This is a genomic window from Salmonella sp. SAL-020, assembly GCF_017372215.1.
In the GTDB taxonomy this organism is placed as follows: Bacteria; Pseudomonadota; Gammaproteobacteria; order Enterobacterales; family Enterobacteriaceae; genus Salmonella; species Salmonella enterica.
Map to the genome: position 1 here is coordinate 3297226 of NZ_CP071690.1, position 16109 is coordinate 3313334.

General features: G+C 54.5%; 13 protein-coding genes. 7 read left to right on the plus strand and 6 right to left on the minus strand.

The window, feature by feature from the left end:
• From wzz(fepE) to fes, 4 genes are all read right to left on the minus strand, one after another.
• Positions 1 to 1137, minus strand: coding sequence for an LPS O-antigen length regulator Wzz(fepE) (gene wzz(fepE), locus J1G48_RS16180; RefSeq protein WP_001139588.1), 1137 nt, complete (start codon positions 1135 to 1137; stop codon positions 1 to 3).
• Between the two features lie 249 nt (positions 1138 to 1386).
• Positions 1387 to 5271, minus strand: a complete 3885-nt coding sequence (entF, locus tag J1G48_RS16185) for an enterobactin non-ribosomal peptide synthetase EntF (protein ID WP_000194136.1) — start codon at positions 5269 to 5271, stop codon at positions 1387 to 1389.
• Positions 5268 to 5486, minus strand: a complete 219-nt coding sequence (locus J1G48_RS16190) for an MbtH family protein (protein WP_000396012.1) — start codon at positions 5484 to 5486, stop codon at positions 5268 to 5270. The genes entF and J1G48_RS16190 overlap by 4 nt, the downstream gene beginning before the upstream one ends.
• A gap of 30 nt (positions 5487 to 5516) precedes the next feature.
• Positions 5517 to 6731 (minus strand): enterochelin esterase, encoded by a 1215-nt coding sequence (gene fes / locus J1G48_RS16195; protein WP_000656608.1) that lies wholly within the window; start codon positions 6729 to 6731, stop codon positions 5517 to 5519.
• Positions 6732 to 6919: 188 nt separating this feature from the next.
• On the opposite strand from fes, the gene J1G48_RS16200 reads away from it, so the two are divergent.
• From J1G48_RS16200 to J1G48_RS16215, 4 genes are all read left to right on the plus strand, one after another.
• The gene (locus J1G48_RS16200) at positions 6920 to 9175 is read left to right on the plus strand and encodes a TonB-dependent siderophore receptor (RefSeq protein WP_001034952.1); all 2256 of its coding nucleotides are present in this window, start codon (positions 6920 to 6922) and stop codon (positions 9173 to 9175) included.
• A 45-nt stretch (positions 9176 to 9220) separates the two neighbouring features.
• Entirely contained in the window at positions 9221 to 9925 is a 705-nt protein-coding gene (gene entD, locus J1G48_RS16205; protein WP_000958063.1) for an enterobactin synthase subunit EntD, read from the plus strand.
• Positions 9926 to 9936: 11 nt separating this feature from the next.
• Positions 9937 to 11055, plus strand: coding sequence for a YbdK family carboxylate-amine ligase (locus J1G48_RS16210; RefSeq protein WP_001196907.1), 1119 nt, complete (start codon positions 9937 to 9939; stop codon positions 11053 to 11055).
• A 66-nt stretch (positions 11056 to 11121) separates the two neighbouring features.
• On the plus strand, positions 11122 to 11370 hold the full coding sequence (locus tag J1G48_RS16215) for a DUF1158 family protein (protein ID WP_000682497.1): 249 nt from the start codon (positions 11122 to 11124) through the stop codon (positions 11368 to 11370).
• Between the two features lie 5 nt (positions 11371 to 11375).
• On the opposite strand, the gene J1G48_RS16220 is transcribed toward J1G48_RS16215, so the two are convergent.
• Positions 11376 to 11717 carry a RamA family antibiotic efflux transcriptional regulator gene (locus J1G48_RS16220; RefSeq protein WP_000155633.1) on the minus strand — a complete coding sequence of 114 codons (342 nt, stop codon included), beginning with the start codon at positions 11715 to 11717 and terminating at the stop codon, positions 11376 to 11378.
• 288 nt (positions 11718 to 12005) lie between these two features.
• Here J1G48_RS16220 and J1G48_RS16225 point away from each other — a divergent pair, with 288 nt between their 5' ends.
• The 3 genes from J1G48_RS16225 (at position 12006) to nfsB (ending at position 13705) form a co-directional block, all read left to right on the plus strand.
• On the plus strand, positions 12006 to 12587 hold the full coding sequence (locus J1G48_RS16225) for a TetR/AcrR family transcriptional regulator (RefSeq protein ID WP_000113613.1): 582 nt from the start codon (positions 12006 to 12008) through the stop codon (positions 12585 to 12587).
• Positions 12587 to 12955 (plus strand): MmcQ/YjbR family DNA-binding protein, encoded by a 369-nt coding sequence (locus J1G48_RS16230; protein WP_000348989.1) that lies wholly within the window; start codon positions 12587 to 12589, stop codon positions 12953 to 12955. Before J1G48_RS16225 ends, J1G48_RS16230 begins: the two co-directional genes overlap by 1 nt.
• A 96-nt stretch (positions 12956 to 13051) precedes the next feature.
• On the plus strand, positions 13052 to 13705 hold the full coding sequence (gene nfsB, locus J1G48_RS16235) for an oxygen-insensitive NAD(P)H nitroreductase (protein ID WP_000355881.1): 654 nt from the start codon (positions 13052 to 13054) through the stop codon (positions 13703 to 13705).
• 266 nt (positions 13706 to 13971) lie between these two features.
• On the opposite strand, the gene J1G48_RS16240 is transcribed toward nfsB, so the two are convergent.
• Positions 13972 to 15942, minus strand: coding sequence for an autotransporter domain-containing protein (locus tag J1G48_RS16240; protein WP_000192416.1), 1971 nt, complete (start codon positions 15940 to 15942; stop codon positions 13972 to 13974).
• Positions 15943 to 16109: the final 167 nt, after the last annotated feature.

The following is a 16109-nucleotide window of genomic DNA, read 5'->3' on the forward strand; positions in this document are numbered from 1 at the left end:
TCAGACTAACCGTTCATCTATCGCCAGCGCGTTTTCCATTTTACGTGAGACCATCGCGTGACGCAGTAATACGCCGCCGCAGGCCATCATACCGCCAATCAACGCCGCCAGGATAATAATGACCGCTTTACCCGGGCCATCTTTTTTCACTGGCAGAGACGGCGACAGTTGATATTTAAACGGGGTAAACTTCACGTCACTCACATTCATTGCCGCCAGTTGTTCAACATGGTATTGACGGTTACGCAAATCACCGTCGATCTCAGCCACGTCCGTTACCCCTTTTTCAATTTCCAGTTTGCGGGAAATACCATCCGCGCCGAGAGAAATAGAAAAATCCGGATCATCTTTTACCGCCTGACCATTGCTGTAAACCGGTCTCTTAATACCGGCGGCGTTGGCGATTTCCAGCGAATAATGAAGACGTTGAATATTGGCATCAAGCTGATTTTTGAGACGCACCCGATCCATCGCCAGCTTTTCCTGCTCATAGCGGGTTTTGATTTCCAGCTGGTTACGAATATTTTCCAGCGTCTCTTTCACGACGATATCGGAGATGTACTGAATATAGCCAGCCAGCACTTTTTGCGCTTCTTCCCGCGTCGGCGCGGTAAAACTCAGCGTCCACGACGTGAATAACGACGTTTCATTTTTCTTGCCGACATTACTGTCCACCGCTTTCATTTTTTCGCTCAGCAGGACAATCGCCCGGTGAAGATCCTGCTCGTCTATTTGCGCGCCTTTTAATTGATCCATGACATACGGAGAAGAACGAAGATATTCTTCCAGCAGCGAGGGCGAGCTAAACTTTTTAATAAACAGATTAAATACGCTGCCCCGATCAACGCTTACCTCCATATCCAACACGCGCAGCGCGGTCAACGTTCTCTCCAGCCCCTGCCACTGTACCGACTCCGCCGGTGTGACAATCGCCTGGCTAGTCCATTTTTGCGGCAGCAGAAAGGACAGAAGCAACCCCACGCACGCAAAGGCGAAAACGGTAGCAAGAATACGACGTTTCGCCTGCCATAACACCTCTATAAGGCTAAACAAATCGATTTCATGACTGTTGGTGGGCGGCAGTGAATAACCTGCAAGTGACTGATTTTTTTCTTGTTTTACATTAAGAGATGGCATGCCGTATGACCTGAAAACTTTATCCAATGAAAGAACACATTCCTGTCAGAGATTCTAACAGCAAGTCAGAATTATCCGAAACAATCTTTACGCGCCAGTGCCCGAAAAGCTAAATATTCGGAATTAAACTTGCCTGTAGCATGTATCACTTATGTTAAAAGAATTAATAGTTGCAATAAAAAACCCATAATAATTAGTAATTATTATGGGTTTCAGGATTTAATTTGTTAAAGGCAGAAACAACGCCCGTTATTTATTAATAAGTTCGCTGATGATGGGCCCGATAGTTTCAAAAGCGGAGGGAGAAATAATATCTACATGCGCGCACGGCTGGCGATAAATAGCCAACGACGCTATCCACGGCGACCAGCTCTGTTCAGGCGATACGCCTTCCGGCACCGTTTTATCCGCCACAAAGAGCGTAGCATGTCCATCAAACGGTACGCTATGCGCCGTCGTCAGCAAACGGACGGCATCCGCATAATTGCCTTCAATGGCGGTAAATAAGGCGTCGGAGGCATTTCCCTGCTGCGCGGCGACAAACGCAGCGCGTTCACGTTCAATTTCCGCCAATACGTCCGGATTGAGGCCATTCGCCTCTTTTTCCCGCCAGTTTTGCGTTTCCGGCGGCCAGGTGTCCAGTAACCCCAAAAACGCCACGGTTTCGCCGCGCGCGCACAACCGGGCGGCGATCCCTTGCGCCAGCGTCCCGCCCAGCGAATAGCCTAATAAATAATAAGGGCCATGCGGCTGCCGGGCGAGCAAAGTCGCCAGATGATGTTCACATACCTCATCAAGGGTGGTTGCGGTTTGCATAGGGCCAGCGGGGCGCGGCGACTGAATCCCCATAATCGACCACGACGGGCTGAGATAGCGTGATAATACGCTAAATTGCCAGGCGAACCCCGACGCCGGATGGAAACAAAATAACGTTGGACCATCGCTTTCACGCAGCGGCAACAGCGGCCCGAACCCCAGATTGCGCGAGCGTTCGTCATCGTCAGTATCGAGCAGCTTACTTAACTGCGCCACGTCAGACGCCACCATCACCTGCCCCGGCGTCACCTGGCGGTTAAACGTCTGGCTTAGCTGCGCGGCCAGTTTCATCGCCAGCAGCGAGTGTCCGCCCAGCGCAAAGAAATCACTTTCAACGTCGTTAATCTCACAGCCCAGCAGGCGGGAAAACGCCGCGGCGACAGCAATCTCCGTTGCGGACTGCGGCGCACGCCCTTTCACGCGCGGCGTCAGGTCCGGCAGCGGCAGGGCTTTGCGATCCAGCTTGCCATTAGCGCTAAGCGGCAAACCGGCAAGTTGCAACAACACAACCGGCACCATATGCGCGGGAAGTTTTTGGCGTAATTTTTCCTGCAGCGCCGGTAAATCCAGCGGCAAACCGGAGTGCGACACCAGATAGCCGACCAGTTGCCGGGCATCCCCGCCCGTCGCCGCCGCCTGATTAAAGACGCAGGCATGTGCTACCGCCTGTTCAACATCCGGCAGCGTTTGCATGACGCGGTCAATCTCGCCCAGTTCAATACGTTGCCCCCGAATTTTGAGCTGATCGTCGCTGCGCCCCAGGTACTCCACCGCGCCGGAATCCAGCCAGCGCGCCACATCTCCGGTACGGTACATCCGTTCGCCTGGCGCAAAAGGATCGGCGATAAAACGGCTGGCGGTAAGATCCGGACGCCCCAGATAGCCCTGCGCCAGTTGGATACCGGTAAGATAGAGATCGCCAGCCACGCCCGGCGGCACCGGCTGCATATGCGCATCGAGAATACGTAAACCGGTATTCCAGACGGGATAACCAATCGGGATGCTGTTGCCGTCAACAGCCGCCAGCTCATCGCCACAGGCCGGATACCAGCTCACATCCACCGCGGCCTCCGTTGGCCCGTACAGATTGTGTAGCGGCGCGTTGGTTAACGTCTCCCATTCGCGGCACAGCGCCGTCGGCAGGGCCTCGCCGCTACAGAAAACGCGCGTTAAGGAAGCGCAGCTTTTCCCCGCCGACGCTGGCGTGAGCGAGGCAATAAAGGCCGCCAGCATCGACGGCACAAAATGAGTGGTCGTGACGCCGTATTGCGCAAAGAACCGCTGCATCGCGAGCGGGTCGCGGTGCGCTTCCGGCTCGGCCATCACCAGTTTCGCCCCGGCGATAAACGGCCAGAAAAACTCCCATACTGAGACGTCAAAACTGCACGGCGTTTTTTGCGCTACTACATCATCCGCCGTCAACGGATAGTGAGCCTGCATCCACAGCAGCCGGTTGACTATCGCCGTTTGTCCCACCATCACCCCTTTCGGCCTGCCCGTCGAGCCAGAGGTGAAAATGATGTAAGCGGTATGATGCGGTAACGACAGCCCCAGCGGAGTGGCGTCACTGACCGGTAGCGGTTGGCTATAACACAAATATTCCATCCCCGGAATATCGTGAAAGCGCGCCAGCTGCGCCTGAGTCGTAATTAATAGTTTCGGCTGCGCATCTTCCAGCATCATTCGCAGCCGATCGTCAGGATAACCGGTATCCAGCGGCAGCCAGGCGGCGCCCGCCTCGACAATGCCATGCAGCGCTAAGGTCAGGAAAACCGACCGCGGCAACGCCACCGCCACGCTATCACCAGGCTGAACGCCGCGTTCCCGCAGCGCGTACGCCAGCGCCACAACCTGTTCGCGCATTTCACGGTAGGTAAAGTGATAATGCGCATCTGCCAACGCGGAAGCCTCTGGCGTTTTTTGCGCCTGCTGCGCCACCAAATCGCTAAGCGTGGCGGCGGGAATCGTTACCGCCGTATTATTAAGGTGTGCTAATTGCGTTTGTTCTTCCGCCAGCAGCATTTGCGCATCGCCGCAGCGCAGCGCCGGGTTATCCGCAAACTGCGTGATAAGCGCCATCAATCGTAAGGCATGGCGGGAGAGCGTGGCATCATCGTAACGCTGTGCATTCGCCAGCAATTCAATATCCAGACCGCCGTTTTCATCCGGAAAAAGCGCCAGTTCAAGATCGTTAACCGGCCCCGTCGCCAGGGTATGGGTTTGCGCCTGTATGCCAGGAAGATCCAGATGATAATCAAACACTTTTATATTGAGCACCGGGCCAAATAGCGGCGTCTCCCCTGCGGCTCGCCCGCTATCGCGTACAATCTGTTCGGCGTCGTAACGCTGGTGGCGGCGCATCTTCTTTAACTGCGCCGCAAGACGCTTCGCCAGCGTTGGCAGATCTTCCGTCGCATGAAGGTTAATCGCCAGCGGCAACACGTTAAGGACAGGCCCGGTCGCCGTTAACGCCGCCGAACCCATCCGCCGCATAAAGATAAATCCGGCGGCATAATCCATACGCCCGCATAATCGTCCCAGCCACAACGTCACCAGCGCCAGGGCAAGATCCGCTCGCGGTATCTCAGGCATGTGCGCCGCCAGTTGGCGAAACGCCCCCGCCGGCGCGTTCAATTTCATACGTAGAATATCCGCGCTCGCCGACCGCCCCGGCAACGGCGCGGCAGACATTGACGCCGGCGGCGGCAGCTCGCGGCGCTGCTGCGCCCAGAAGGCGCCGTCACGCTGCCAGGCCTCGCTCTGGCGATAGCGCTGATATTCCTCGACCACATCCGCAAAGGGGGTAAAAGGCGACTCCGGCGTAGGAGCGTCGCTCTGCCAGGCGCGATAAATCGCCGCAATCTGGCGAGTTATCGCCGGGAAGCTAAAGCCATCCACCAGCAAATGGTGATAGCGCTGATACCAATACCAGCGGGTATCATCAATGCGGATTAACTGGTGAAACGCCAGCGGCTTACCGCTATCTGCGCGCAGGTTTTGCCGTAAATCCGCCTGCATTAACGCCAGCGCCGCGTGATGCGGATCGGGATGGTCGCGTAAATCGGCAATCGGGGGCTCGCCGAAGGTGTGCTCAGGATCTATCCATTGCCAGACCTCGCCGTTCTCTTCGGTAAAACGCATCCGTAGCGTATCCGCCTGTTGCATCCCTACCGCTACCGCTTTTGCCAGCAAGGCGGCATCCAGCTCGCCATTCAGTTCCACATAGTGCGCCACGCTCCAGGCGGAGGGTAAATCAGAGAGTTTTTCCGCCATCCAGATCCCCGGCTGAGCGGCGACTAACGGTAAACGCTGCGTCATTTCGCCTCCTGCTTATCGGCATAATGCGCCGGATTCAGTGTTGTCCAGCGCGTATTAAGCCACTGCTGGCACGCGTCCTGCGATTGCGGTTCGCATACCACGTCCCAGCCTGCGGGAAGCGTGCACGCCGCTGGCCAAAGGCTGAATTGACGCTGCGCATTTTGCAGGATGTAAAACTGTCCCTGCGGATTATCGAAGGGATTACTGAATTCCATACTCAACTCCTGTCATGGACATGTGCCCGGTTAAAGCGTGTCGATAAGCGGCTGCCAAAGCAGCATCAGCCCTTGCGTTAGCCCGCCGCGCCAGCAAAGCGCATCGTGTCCGCCGTCAACCTGACGCCAGAAAATGGACTGCTGCGAAGTATTCAGTTGGGCATAAAGCGCCTGATTCGCCTGAAACACGATCGGCTCACGCACGCCGGCTTCCAGTACGATACGCAGTCCGCGCGCACATAATGCGCCGGTTTTCAGCCGGGTAATGACTTCCCCCTCCGGCGGGGTGATGCGATGAGGCCACCAGAACGATCCTGACTGGCTTAGTACACAGCCAAAACGCGTCGGCCAGTTCAGGCCGGCATACAGCGCCGACAGGCCGCCAAAGCTCTGTCCGGCGACCACCGTTCGCCCGGCATCATCGCTAAAAGGCGTCACGGCTCTGACTTGCGGCAACAGTTCCTGCTGCACTGCCAGCCAGAAGTCGGCATTGCAGGTCAACTCCTGGCTGCGGTGGTGAGTATCAATCGCGTCAATCAGCAGATAGACGGCACCGGGAAGCAGGCGTTGATGAGTCAGCGAGGCAAGCGCGGGCCAGACGGGCATATTTTCCGCCCAGAATTGACCGTCCAGCAGAATAGCCAACGGTCTTTCCTCCGGCGCCTCGTCTCCGGTCGTCAATATCCATACGCGGCGGGAGTTACCCAGACGTGCGCTATGCCACTGCATCATCAAAGGCGGCGAGTACGGCGTTTCAGGACGATCCCATCCCGGCTGAAGGGGCGCATCCGGCATTTCCAGCGCTGAAACCGCATGACCACGTCCTCCCCGCCAGCTTTGCGAATTAAGCGGGTCGGCAATCGCCTGCGGTAATAGCTGTCGCCAGCCTTCACGCAGTGCGTTCCGATCGGGCGTTTCGCCCGGCGCAAAAGCGGCAAAAACGTCATCGCGTTCGGTAGGAATAAAACAGTAGCTGCCGCGCCAGTTAGCGCTAAGCGCCGTACTCCAGCGCCAGACATCCGTTCCGGCAATACGCGCCATCGTCTGAGGCTGCGCGTTTTGATGATGATCGGTTACGCCAGTGATGTAGACCCAGACACGCCGTATCGGGGAGTGTGTTTCGTTTCCCTGCGGGTCGCGCCACCAAAAAGTGACCCGATAATTTCCGTCTTTTTCCCGTATCCATTCCGGCCCGGTTTTCGTCCTCCACCAGGCCTTACTTCCCGTTGCCAGCGCCTCTTTCATTATAACCCTGTGTTTATTATGAATTTTGTATATAAAAGGTGAAATATATTGATAATATTATTGATAACTATTTGCATTTGCAATAGCGTATTGTCGCGCTATGGGACGCGCGAACACAATTTCACCACCCGGCCAATGCCTTTGACGGGCGCTTTGGCTTATGTGGCTAAAGAAAAGCAGGATATACAATGAACAAGAAGATTCATTCCCTGACCTTACTGGTCAATTTAGGGATTTACGGGGCCGCTCTGCCCGTGATGGCGGAAGACAAAACCGATAGCGCTGCGCTCACCAATGAAGACACCATCGTGGTGACCGCTGCCCAGCAAAACCTACAGGCGCCAGGCGTATCCACCATCACCGCCGATGAGATCCGCAAAAATCCGCCCGCGCGCGACGTGTCAGAAATCATCCGCACCATGCCGGGCGTGAACCTGACCGGCAACTCCACCAGCGGTCAGCGCGGGAATAACCGCCAAATCGATATTCGCGGCATGGGGCCGGAAAACACCCTTATCCTGATAGACGGTAAACCCGTCACCAGCCGTAACTCGGTGCGCCTGGGCTGGCGCGGCGAACGCGATACCCGTGGCGATACCGCGTGGGTGCCGCCGGAGATGATCGAACGCATTGAAGTGCTGCGTGGCCCTGCCGCTGCACGCTACGGTAACGGCGCGGCGGGTGGCGTGGTCAATATCATTACCAAAAAAGGCGGTAGCGAGTGGCACGGCTCCTGGAATACCTATTTCAACGCGCCGGAACATAAAGACGAAGGCGCGACCAAACGCACTAACTTTAGCCTGAACGGCCCGCTGGGCGGGGATTTCAGCTTCCGTCTGTATGGCAACCTCGACAAAACGCAGGCGGATGCGCGTAATATTAACCAGGGGCATCAGTCTGAACGTACCGGGAGTTACGCCGACACGTTACCAGCCGGACGCGAGGGGGTCATTAACAAAGATATCAACGGCGTGGTTCGTTGGGATTTTGCTCCGCTTCAGTCTCTGGAGCTGGAGGCCGGTTACAGTCGCCAGGGCAACCTCTATGCCGGCGATACTCAGAACACCAATACGAACCAACTGGTGAAAGATAATTACGGAAAAGAGACAAACCGCCTCTATCGGCAGAACTACTCTCTGACCTGGAACGGCGGCTGGAATAATGGCGTAACCACCAGTAACTGGGTGCAATACGAACATACCCGTAACTCCCGGATGCCGGAAGGCCTGGCAGGCGGCACCGAAGGAATTTTCGATCCCAAAGCATCGCAAAAATATGCCGATGCCGATTTGAATGACGTCACCCTACACAGCGAAGTGAGCCTTCCTTTCGATCTGCTGGTAAATCAAAACCTGACGCTGGGTACCGAATGGGCCCAACAGCGTATGAAAGACGAGCTCTCCAACTCGCAAACCTTTATGGGGGGAAATATCCCGGGTTACAGCAGTACCAATCGTAGCCCCTATTCAAAAGCGGAAATTTTCTCTCTGTTTGCTGAAAACAACATGGAACTGACCGACAGCACTATGCTGACGCCGGGGCTACGTTTCGATCATCACAGTATTGTGGGGGATAACTGGAGCCCGTCGCTGAACCTGTCGCAAGGTCTGGGGGATGACTTTACTCTGAAAATGGGGATCGCCCGCGCTTATAAAGCCCCGAGTCTGTACCAGACTAACCCAAACTATATTTTGTACAGTAAAGGTCAGGGTTGCTACGCGACTGGCGCGGGTACCGGCATCGGCTGCTATATGATGGGTAACGATGATCTGAAAGCCGAAACCAGCATCAATAAAGAGATCGGTCTGGAATTTAAACGCGATGGCTGGCTGGCCGGCATCACCTGGTTCCGCAATGATTACCGCAATAAGATTGAAGCGGGTACGGTGCCGTTGCAGCGTATCAACAACGGCAAAACGGATGTTTATCAGTGGGAGAACGTGCCGAAAGCGGTCGTTGAAGGTCTGGAAGGCACGTTAAACGTACCGGTTAGCGACACCGTCAACTGGACGAATAACGTTACGTATATGCTGCAGAGTAAAAACAAAGAGACCGGCGAACGCCTGTCGATTATTCCACAGTACACGCTTAACTCAACCCTGAGCTGGCAGGTACGTCAGGACGTTTCTCTGCAATCAACCTTCACCTGGTACGGCAAACAAGAGCCGAAGAAATATGATTATCAGGGTAACCCCGTTACCGGAACAGATAAGCAAGCGGTCAGCCCATACAGTATTGTTGGCCTGAGCGCGACCTGGGACGTGACCAAAAATGTCAGCCTGACCGGTGGCGTGGATAACCTCTTTGACAAACGTCTGTGGCGTGAAGGTAACGCGCAAACCGTCAGGGATACTCAAACTGGCGCTTATATGGCGGGCGCTGGCGCGTACACCTATAACGAACCAGGACGTACGTGGTATATGAGCATTAATACCCATTTCTGATGGCAACCTTCCCTCCCTCATTCGGGGAGGGAATTGGCAAAAACGATGCTGACATCTCATTTTCCCCTTCCCTTTGCCGGACACAGGCTGCATATCGTCGACTTTGATGCGAGCAGCTTTCGCGAACACGACCTGCTATGGCTACCTCATCACGATCGGCTCCGGTCTGCCGGACGCAAGCGTAAAGCTGAACATCTGGCAGGCCGCATTGCCGCCGTTCATGCGCTACGCGAGGTGGGCGTCAGGACAGTGCCCGGTATGGGCGACAAGCGACAGCCGCTATGGCCGGACGGCCTATTTGGCAGCATCAGCCACTGTGCGACAACGGCGCTGGCCGTCATATCCCAACAGCGTATCGGCATTGATATAGAAAAAATCATGAGTCAACACACGGCGACAGAGCTGGCGCCGTCCATTATTGATAGCGATGAGCGCCAAATTCTCCAGGCGAGCTCGCTCCCTTTTCCGCTTGCCCTGACGCTGGCTTTCTCCGCCAAAGAGAGCGTTTATAAAGCCTTTTCAGACCGCGTCACGCTCCCGGGATTCGATAGCGCAAAAGTTACCTCGCTTACCGCCACGCACATCTCGTTACATCTGCTGCCAGCCTTTGCCGCCATGATGGCTGAACGTACCGTCCGTACAGAATGGTTTCAACGTAGCAATAGCGTTATTACTCTTGTTTCTGCAATAACGCGCTTTCCCCACGACAGGAGCGCTCCCGCTTCTATACTTAGCGCAATCCCCCGATAAATGAGATCGCTATGGCGCTGAATGATTTTCACGTTTCTGAACCTTATACGCTTGGTATTGAGCTGGAGATGCAGGTGATCAATCCACCTGGCTACGATTTAAGTCAGGACTCTTCTACGCTGATCGACGCCGTTAAGCCCCAACTTACTGCGGGAGAAATTAAGCACGATATCACCGAAAGTATGCTGGAGATGGCCACGGGCGTCTGCCGCGATATTGACCAGGCGGCGGCCCAACTTTCTGCCATGCAGCACGTTATTTTACAGGCGGCGTCGGAACACCATCTCGGCATTTGCGGCGGCGGTACGCACCCTTTTCAAAAATGGCAGCGTCAGGAGGTCTGTGATAATGAGCGCTATCAACGCACGCTGGAAAATTTCGGCTACTTAATTCAACAGGCGACGGTTTTCGGCCAGCATGTCCACGTCGGCTGCGCGAATGGCGACGATGCGATTTATCTTTTACACGGGCTGTCGCATTTTGTGCCGCACTTTATTGCGCTCTCCGCCGCGTCTCCCTATATGCAAGGATCTGACACCCGTTTTGCCTGCGCGCGCCTGAATATTTTTTCCGCTTTTCCCGATAACGGTCCCATGCCGTGGGTCAGTAACTGGCAAGAGTTTGCCGGACTATTTCGCCGTCTGTCTTACACCACGATGATCGACAGCATCAAAGATTTGCACTGGGATATCCGCCCCAACCCGGCCTTTGGCACGGTAGAAGTTCGGGTGATGGATACGCCGCTCACCCTTGATCATGCCATCAATATGGCAGGGTTGATTCAGGCGACCGCGCACTGGCTGCTGACCGAGCGTCCCTTTAAACCGCAGGAACAAGACTATCTGTTATATAAATTCAACCGTTTTCAGGCTTGCCGCTATGGTCTGGAGGGCGTGATAACCGATGCCTATACCGGCGACCGCCGTCGCCTGGCAGATGATACGCTGCGTCTGCTGGACAACGTTACCCCCTCTGCGCGCAAGCTGGGCGCCGACAGCGCCATTGACGCGCTACGTCTGCAGGTGAAAAAAGGCGGTAACGAAGCGCAATATATGCGGGAGTTTATTGCCGACGGCGGATCGCTGATAGGTCTGGTACAAAAACATTGTGAAATCTGGGCGGGACAATAGACAGCATATTTGCCTTACCAGGCGATATCCCGGACAATGGCGTTTTAACTTACGTTTAACAAAGCCATGAAACACCCGCTTGAATCATTGATGACCGCTGCCGGTATTTTGCTGATGGCGTTGCTCTCCAGCCTGCTGCTGCCCGCCCCTTCGCTCGGCCTTGCGCTGGCGCAAAAACTGGTCGGGATCTTTCATCTTATGGATCTCAACCAGCTTTATACTTTGTTGTTTTGTTTATGGTTTCTGTTGCTCGGCGCGCTGGAATATTATGTCATTCGCTTTATCTGGCGGCGCTGGTTTTCGCTGGCCGATTAAACATTTCAATGCGTACGACCATGCTTTTCTTTACGATAAGCGCCTGGCGGCAGGTTGAACGTGCGGGTAAAAATGCGCGTAAAGGTTTGCTGCGAATCAAAACCATACTTGAGACAAATATCATACACCTTCTGGTCGGTGTCGCGCAGGTCGCGCGCCGCCAGTTTTAGCTTCCGTTCACGCACGTAGCGCCCCAGACTCTCCCCTTTGTACTGCATAAAAAGGCGCTGCAGGTGCCACTTGGAATACCCCGCATGACGGGCAATATCATCAATACGTAACGGCTGATTCAAATTATCATCAATCCACTCGACAATCGTGTCGATAACCTGAGCGGAAATGGTCATCGTGCTCTCCCCTCTATCAAACTCGTCAGCGGCTCCCGCACCGCACATTTACGGCAACAGCAATAAGCATAGTAATAACCACACAAATTGTGAGATGGCTTATCGCATGGCCTGCAATAGGCTTTTCTACCACTTCATGCGGCAGCCCTTGATTATGAGTGAGTAAGCACTCATTATAGAAAGCAAAGATACGCCGTCAAGGTACTTTTCAAAGGTTGACATTCACCGTTGCGACGCGACAACGGGCATGATTCAATCATGTTTTTCCAGACATAAGGGTAACGTGTAGTGGCTCGTCCGAAGAGTGAAGACAAAAAACAAGCATTACTGGAAGCGGCAACCCAGGCGATAGCGCAATCCGGTATCGCCGCCTCAACGGCGGTGATTGCGCGTAACGCAGGTGTTGCAGAAGGAACATTGTTTCGCTATTTCGCGACCAAAGATGAGCTGATTAACACGTTGTATTTGCATTTAAAGCAGGATCTCTGCCAGTCAATGATAATGGAGCTGGATCGATCCATTACCGATGCCAAAACGATGACCCGCTTTATCTGGAACAGTTACATCAGTTGGGGTCTGAACCATCCCGCGCGCCACCGGGCGATCCGTCAACTGGCCGTCAGCGAAAAGCTCACCAAAGAGACGGAACAACGGGCCGACGATATGTTCCCCGAATTGCGCGATTTATGTCATCGTTCCGTTTTGATGGTGTTTATGTCGGATGAGTACCGCGCCTTCGGCGACGGCCTTTTTCTGGCGCTGGCTGAAACAACAATGGATTTCGCCGCGCGCGATCCCGCTCGCGCTGGCGAATATATTGCGCTGGGATTCGAAGCGATGTGGCGCGCGCTGACTCGCGAGGAGCAATAATGGACGGTCAAACACTGCACGCCTGTGCAAAACGCTTTGCGCTGGAACTGCCTTTTACCGAACACTGCTGGCCTTTCGGCCCACAGTACGATGTGTTTAAAGTCGGCGGCAAAATATTCATGCTGTTCACTGAACATCACTGTCGCCCAGTGGTAAACCTGAAGTCGGATCCCCAAAAATCCCTGGTAAATCAACAAATTTACCCCAGCATTGCGCCAGGCTATCACATGAATAAGAAACACTGGATTTCAGTCTATGCGGGCGAGGATATCACCGTCTCGCTACTCAACGATTTGATAAATGACTCATGGAATCTGGTCGTAGACGGGCTGCCTAAAAGAGAGCAACTGCGCCTGCGACCGCGCTGATGCAATAACCGTTTCCGCATTTTCCTCCCTTATCTTTTTACCGATAACCCGGTACCCTGCTGATACAAAAGGGTACTAAACCAACCAGGAGCATTTATGGATATCGTTTCTGTCGCCTTACAGCGCTACTCCACTAAGGCGTTCGATCCCAGCAAAAAACTGACCGCCGAAGAAGCGGATAAAATAAAAACACTACTACAGTACAGCCCCTCCAGCACCAATTCCCAGCCGTGGCACTTTATTGTCGCCAGTACGGAAGAAGGCAAAGCGCGCGTAGCAAAATCCGCTGCCGGAAACTACACGTTCAACGAACGCAAAATGCTGGACGCCTCCCATGTGGTGGTCTTCTGCGCCAAAACCGCAATGGATGACGCATGGCTTGAGCGCGTCGTCGATCAGGAAGATGCTGATGGCCGTTTCGCTACGCCGGAAGCTAAAGCGGAAAATGATAAAGGTCGCCGCTTTTTCGCCGATATGCACCGCGTCTCGCTGAAAGATGACCACCAGTGGATGGCGAAGCAGGTTTATCTGAACGTCGGCAACTTTCTGCTGGGCGTCGCCGCGATGGGTCTCGACGCCGTCCCCATTGAAGGTTTCGACGCCGAGGTGCTCGACGCTGAATTTGGTCTGAAAGAAAAAGGCTATACCAGTCTGGTCGTGGTGCCGGTCGGCCATCATAGCGTCGAGGATTTCAACGCCGGGCTGCCGAAATCACGTCTGCCGCTTGAAACCACACTGACGGAAGTTTAATCCCCTGCCTAAGCCGGACGCCCGTCCGGCTTTTTTCACCTTTCTGCCAGGTTCCCCAATGATCAATGGCGCGAAGTGCCAGGTTTTACATCGCCAGTGTTAACTTTCTCTTTCAAACTATTGAAAATAAATAATATTTAAAACTGGCACGCCGTTTGCCATATCTGGATACCCCCCATCTGGATGAAGGAGAAAACGGCGTGACACCGGTTTGCGCCTACGATGGCGATATTGTCACCACGGAGTTGGCCCTCCCTGGCGTATCATCAAAATCGGGCGCTAAACCCAACGTTATAACGGGTTTGATTGCCATCGCTTAACCCTGCCGTTTGCGCCAGCCCGGCGAAAGCGGACACCGTTGCCGACAGCGGAAAATCTGCGCCAATCGCGATATCAACCCAGTTTTTATCCTGCGCTTTTCCGTCGCGGCTAAACGTCAGCGCGGTCGATTTAAGGCCGCCATTCGCCACATACGTATCATCGCCAAACTGACGGCGATAATTAATCTGCGCCCAGGAGTGAATGATGCTGTGGCGGAGATCCAGACGCCAGCCAGCGCTACCCACCTGCGAATGGGCGTTTTGGTCGCCAAAACGCATTGATGTACTGGTATTGAGCTTCTCGCTATAGCCATTAACGTGGCTGTAATCCCATGCATATTGCAGCATCGGTCCGGTCGTTAACCACGGCATCATGACAAAATCATAACCACTGGTTAACCTCGCGCCCCACAGCCGACCGTTGGTTTCGCCCTCTTCCACCCGTCTTAGCGCACCGAGCGTGATACTGCGCTGAATGTTACTGAATTTAGCGGACAGATAGTGTAAATCGCCATCCAGCCACGCCTGACCGGCGCGCAAATGGCTGAATACGGTGGCCTGAAAACCACGGGCGTCATAACGATAATTATCGTCAGGATGTTGCTTATCCAGAGAACCAGCTATCAGCCCTCCCAGCAGTACCTGCTCGTTAAGCTGATAATCGACGCCAACCGTCAGATTATTATGATTACCGTTCCCGTCGGCCTCATTATTATCATAACGTTGATATCCCCCGCTGTATCCGCCGAACATGCCCAGCGAACCGACAGGGGTTTCCCCCTGGCGAAGCTGCTGATAACGGCTGTCAAGCGTGGTACGACTACCTTGCGCCATCGACTGAACGCTTTGGTTCAGATATGTCGCCTGTACCGGCGCGGCAATGATCGACTGGATATATTGCGCAATAATGGTATGGACCTGCGGACCGGGATGTAAATGATCGGCAAACAGATAGTCCTGCGACGCATTAAATCCAGGCATTGCCGAGGAGCACGCCGAAGCGGATACGCCCGGCGGGCAGGCCATACCTACGGTATTTGTCAGACCAAACGCCTGCGGGTGGGCAAGAATTTCCTTAAAGAGGCCGTTGATATCGGCACGGGCTATATTGCCGCCGTGTTGCTCCAGCCCCTTCTCTTCCATCCGATTATAATCATCGGTCAGAGCTGACGCCTGCCCTGCCGCCGCTTCATAGCCCGCCAGCAGTTGCTCAACGAGCAGTTGCTGAATAAACGGATTGCTGCTTACCGTTGCAGCCGCCGCCAGCAACGCCTTGCGGATCGCCTGTTGCCGACTGGCGAAATCGGGCGTAGCTCCCTCCGCCAGCGCCTCTAACGCCGCTTTTAGCGCCGGGGGAGCCGCTGCGCCCAGCCCGGCGGTGATTACCGCCTCCAGAAGCATTGGCGTCGCACTAATATCCGGTACGTTTGGCACCACGACCAGCCCGGCGCCGGCATCCAGTAACAGCCCTACCTGCGCCGCCGCGCTAGTGGCGCTATTACCGGCTATTTGCTGTGCCATGGCAGGTCGCGCGATGGCCGCCGCCAGATCGTTTCCGCCGACCCAGTGAATATACAAACCGTTGTGGTCGGCTTTTCCCCCCGTTTTGGCAAGCCACTGCCGTACCTGATCTGCGGTATTATCCTGCGGGTTTAATTCCGGGGTCGCCGTCGCGCCGCCGGCGGCATAATTAGAACCGCCATTGCTGGAAGGGCTTAATGCCAGCCCATATAGTTCGGCCAACTGTTCGTCGTAGAGCTTATTTTGACCACTATCCCAGGTCCAGCGACCGTTATTTCCGGTATCGCTAAGGCTATCGCCAATTACCGTAAGAGAGTCAAACGCACAGGCAGATAATGGCGCGGCCAGCGCCAGCGAGAGTATGCCGTATTTTAGCAGGGTACGCTTTTGGGTCATCCGATGTTCCTTAATGTTATTGTTGATAGATACGACGGTGCTAATCATTATCCGACAGAGATATTGCAATCGTTTTAAACATTCTGGTTAAAAAGTTTTCATTCATTGTTGACGGACTGGCGCCTGTTCAAAAAGAGGGAACCGCGTAAAATGACGACGTTTACAGG

Coding starts and splice junctions, on each gene's coding strand:
- J1G48_RS16200 (WP_001034952.1), top strand. CDS start 6,920: ATGAACAAGAAGATTCATTCCCTGACCTTACTGGTCAATTTAGGGATT.
- fes (WP_000656608.1), bottom strand. CDS start 6,731: ATGAAAGAGGCGCTGGCAACGGGAAGTAAGGCCTGGTGGAGGACGAAA.
- J1G48_RS16215 (WP_000682497.1), top strand. CDS start 11,122: ATGAAACACCCGCTTGAATCATTGATGACCGCTGCCGGTATTTTGCTG.
- entD (WP_000958063.1), top strand. CDS start 9,221: ATGCTGACATCTCATTTTCCCCTTCCCTTTGCCGGACACAGGCTGCAT.
- nfsB (WP_000355881.1), top strand. CDS start 13,052: ATGGATATCGTTTCTGTCGCCTTACAGCGCTACTCCACTAAGGCGTTC.
- J1G48_RS16190 (WP_000396012.1), bottom strand. CDS start 5,486: ATGGAATTCAGTAATCCCTTCGATAATCCGCAGGGACAGTTTTACATC.
- entF (WP_000194136.1), bottom strand. CDS start 5,271: ATGACGCAGCGTTTACCGTTAGTCGCCGCTCAGCCGGGGATCTGGATG.
- J1G48_RS16210 (WP_001196907.1), top strand. CDS start 9,937: ATGGCGCTGAATGATTTTCACGTTTCTGAACCTTATACGCTTGGTATT.
- J1G48_RS16220 (WP_000155633.1), bottom strand. CDS start 11,717: ATGACCATTTCCGCTCAGGTTATCGACACGATTGTCGAGTGGATTGAT.
- J1G48_RS16240 (WP_000192416.1), bottom strand. CDS start 15,942: ATGACCCAAAAGCGTACCCTGCTAAAATACGGCATACTCTCGCTGGCG.
- J1G48_RS16230 (WP_000348989.1), top strand. CDS start 12,587: ATGGACGGTCAAACACTGCACGCCTGTGCAAAACGCTTTGCGCTGGAA.